This is a genomic window from Pseudooceanicola lipolyticus, assembly GCF_002786325.1.
Classification (GTDB): domain Bacteria; phylum Pseudomonadota; class Alphaproteobacteria; order Rhodobacterales; family Rhodobacteraceae; genus Pseudooceanicola_C; species Pseudooceanicola_C lipolyticus.
The window spans coordinates 1-3385 of sequence record NZ_PGTB01000262.1; the positions used below are offsets into that span (position 1 = coordinate 1).

At 66.1% G+C, this 3385-nt stretch carries 4 protein-coding genes; 3 read left to right on the plus strand and 1 reads right to left on the minus strand.

From position 1 onward, the window contains the following. Positions 1-1421: flagellar basal-body MS-ring/collar protein FliF (fliF, locus tag CVM52_RS24570; protein ID WP_100164922.1), on the minus strand; the 1421-nt coding region annotated here is incomplete at its 3' end. A 208-nt stretch (positions 1422-1629) separates the two neighbouring features. On the opposite strand from fliF, the gene CVM52_RS24575 reads away from it, so the two are divergent. The 3 genes from CVM52_RS24575 to CVM52_RS24585 form a co-directional block, all read left to right on the plus strand. Next, positions 1630-2151 carry a flagellar basal body-associated FliL family protein gene (locus tag CVM52_RS24575; protein ID WP_100164919.1) on the plus strand — a complete coding sequence of 174 codons (522 nt, stop codon included), beginning with the start codon at positions 1630-1632 and terminating at the stop codon, positions 2149-2151. Between the two features lie 4 nt (positions 2152-2155). Continuing rightward, the gene (locus CVM52_RS24580) at positions 2156-3094 is read left to right on the plus strand and encodes a flagellar motor switch protein FliM (RefSeq protein WP_100164920.1); all 939 of its coding nucleotides are present in this window, start codon (positions 2156-2158) and stop codon (positions 3092-3094) included. Next, on the plus strand, positions 3078-3385 hold a 308-nt coding region (locus tag CVM52_RS24585), incomplete at its 3' end, for a hypothetical protein (RefSeq protein WP_133119978.1). The genes CVM52_RS24580 and CVM52_RS24585, both read left to right, overlap by 17 nt.

The window sequence follows — 3385 nt, forward strand, 5'->3', positions numbered from 1 at the left end:
CCGCCGCCGGCCACCGCCAGCGCGGTGCCCGGGCCCGCCGTCTGCAGCTGCCGCATCAGCGGGCGCACGCCAAAGCCCAGGATCGCCGTCACCAGCGCCAGCGCCATCACGCCACGCAGGATCGAACCGAAATGCTCCGACACCAGCTGGCCCATCGACGGGCGCACCGGGTCGCCCACATCCATCGAGTAATCCATGAAGCGCAGGCTATCGACCGACACGATATCGCCGCGCGCCTCGTCGAACCCGACCGCCGATTTCACCAGCTCTTCCAGCCGCGCCAGCTCTTCGGCATCGCGCTCGGCATAGTCGACCTCGCCATTGTCGGCGATGTTGTAGATGCCGTTGACCAGCACCGCGACCGACAGCCGTCGCACCTCGCCCGGTTCGCGGATGGTTTCGCTTTCGGTCTTGCCGATCTCGTAATTGACGATCTCGCGGGTGCGCTCGCTGGTATTGCTGTTGCCGCCCTCGGCATCGGCCCCATCGGCCAGCTCGGCCGGGATATTCCCGTTCACCCCGACTTCGCCCGCCGCCAGCTCGCGGTCCTCGTTGCTTTCCTCGGTGGTCTCGGTCGAGCGCACCACCCGCTGCGCCGGGTCGAAACTCTGCTGCCGCACCACCTGGCGCTCGCCGTTCAGGTCGACACTGACCTGCACCCGCGCATTGCCGGCCCCCACCCGCGCCGACAGGATCTGGGTGATATTCTGTGCCATGCGCTCTTCGATGCCGGCACGCACCGATTGCAGCGTCACCTCCGCCGCGCCCTCGCCCTCTTCGGCCAGGATGGTCTCGCCGCTGGCCGACAGAACCGTCACCCGCATCGGCGACAGGTCGGGCACCGCCGCGGCCACCAGCGCGCGGATCGCGTTGCCCTGACGGCGGCTGATGGTGCGGCTGGCGGCGCCGCGCACGATGACCGAGGCGCTGGGATCGGGCCGCTCGCGCGAAAACGCTTCGCGTTCGGGCAGCACGATATGCACCCGCGCCGCGGCCACCCCGTCGATGGTCTGGATCGACCGGGCCAATTCGCCCTCCATCGCCCGCAGCCGGTTAACCCGCTGCAAAAACGAATTCATCCCCAGACCGCTGGTGTCGTCGAACAATTCCCAGCCCGGCGTGCCATCCGAGGGCAGCCCCTGATCGGCCAGCGCCATGCGTGCGCGGGGCAGCGATTCGCGCGGCACGCTGATGGTCGACCCCGAGTCGCTCAGCTGCACGCGAAACCCGTCCTGCTCCAGCGTGTCGATCACGCTGCTGGCGGTGGCCGGGGTCAAGCCGCTGTAAAGCTGGACATAATCCGGCGCCATCACCATCCGCAGGCCAAAGAAAAGCGCCAACAGCAGCACCAGACCCGTGCCACCCAGCAAGGCCAGCCGCATCCGGCCCAAAGACTGAAGATTGCTCAGTAGTGACTGCACTTGCCCAAGGCCCGCTCGATTCTGCCCGATGTTTCAACAAGATTTAACCTTCTCTATTCATGAAAGGCAAGTTAAAAAGCCCAAATTATGCTTGCCAATTCAATCGCCTGTTGCGATATTATCCTTATTAATTCTTTAACCTGTCGGATAGCGCATGACGTCGGAGACAGAAAATCAATCTTCGGGCTTTCGGGTTCCCGGCGGCAGAATGGTGGCGGTGCTTGTTCTGCTGCTGCTCTGCCTCGGCGGGGCCATTGGCGGGCTGACCCTGGCGCTCGGCACCGACAAGCTGCGCGCGGCGCTGACCGGCGCCGCCGGGGGCGGCGAACCGGCGATGACCGAGGGCAAGGACCAGGGCGCCGCCGCGCCCGAGGCTGGCAAAGGTGCCGAAACGACGCGCCCGGCCAATGAGATGGCGGTGACGCCGTTCCGCGAGATCATCGTCAACATCAACGCCACCACCGCCACCGGCCGCACCACCAGCCGCTTCATGAAGCTGAACATCGCGCTGGTCTTCGACGACCAGGTCGAAGGCGCCGAACGGATCGAGGAACGCCGCCTGTTCCTGCGCGACAGCTTCCAGGACTATCTTCGCCAGCTGACCGAGCGCGACCTGCAGGGCACGCTCGGCCTGATCACCATCAAGCAAGAGCTTCTGCGCCGCGCCCGCGTCATCACCGAAAGCGACGCGCCGCATGAAATCCTTATCGCCGACCTGATCGTGCAGTAACGCCATGACCCAAGCCCAGACCGACAGCGCCGAACGGATCGAAGAAGAAATCATCCGCAGCGCCCGATCCAACCACCAGAAACTGCCGGTGCTGGAAGTGATCTTCGACCGCTTCGCGCTGGGTCTCGGCCCGGTGCTCAAGGCCTATTGCGCCGGTGCCAGCGCCGAGGCCGAGCTGGAAGCCTTCGAATACATGTCCTGCGGCGAGGCGCTGGACAGCCTGTCGCCGCAAAGCCTGGCGCTGGTGACCGAAGTCCAGCCCTGGGATGGCAGCATCGGCCTGATACTCGACCCCGAACTGCTGTTCGCGACGTTGGAAATCATGCTGGGCGGGCGCAGCGCGGCGCAGACCTACTGGACCCCGCGCGCCTATTCCACCATCGAGAAACGCTTTGGCCAGCGCCTCTGCGAGGTCGCGCTCGAGGCGCTGACCGAGGCCTTCGTGCGGCTGTTCGAGGTGCAGTTCGAGGTCGACCGGATCGAGGGCAGCCCGCAGGCGCTGGTACTGGCGGCGCCGTCGACGCCCTGCGTCAAGGTGACGATGAAGATCACCCTGGAAGAGCGCGGCGGCACCCTGATCTTCCTGCTGCCGCAAACCTCGTTCGAAAGCGTGCGGCCCCAGCTGGCGGCGCCGTTCCGCGGCGGCCAGTTGGGTGGCGACAGCTCGTGGCGCGAATTGCTCAACGATTCGCTGCAGGACACCGCGGTCAGCGTCGATGCGGTGCTGCACGAACCCAGCCTGCAGCTCTCCGACATCCTGAACTGGAGCCCCGGCCGCACCATCGACCTGGGCATTCACGTCGACCAGGAGGTCACCGTCGCCTGCGGCGAACTCAAGATGTTCACCGCCGCCATCGGCCGGCGGCGCAACGGGGCGGTGGCGCTCCGGATCAACCGGGATTTCAGCGAAGAGGAAGAACCCAAAGATGTCGCTTTTGATTGATTTCGTAATCCTGGCCCTGCTCGCCGGGGTGCTGGCCTATGCCTATCTGGTCGACCGGCGGGTGCGGAACCTGGTGCAGGTGCTGCGCCAGCTGGAACCGATGGTGCACGAGTTTTCCGCCGCCGTCGACAAGTCCGAGGATTCGGTTTCGACGATGAAGGCGATGACCGAATCCATCGCGCAGAAACTGCGCCGCCGCGCCGATCCCGACCCGGCGACCGAGGCGGCGCCCCATGCCGCCGACGCCGCCCCCGGCGATCACGGCGTGTCCTTCCGCAGCCAGCGCAGCCC

Coding starts and splice junctions, on each gene's coding strand:
- CVM52_RS24575 (WP_100164919.1), top strand. CDS start 1,630: ATGGTGGCGGTGCTTGTTCTGCTGCTGCTCTGCCTCGGCGGGGCCATT.
- CVM52_RS24580 (WP_100164920.1), top strand. CDS start 2,156: ATGACCCAAGCCCAGACCGACAGCGCCGAACGGATCGAAGAAGAAATC.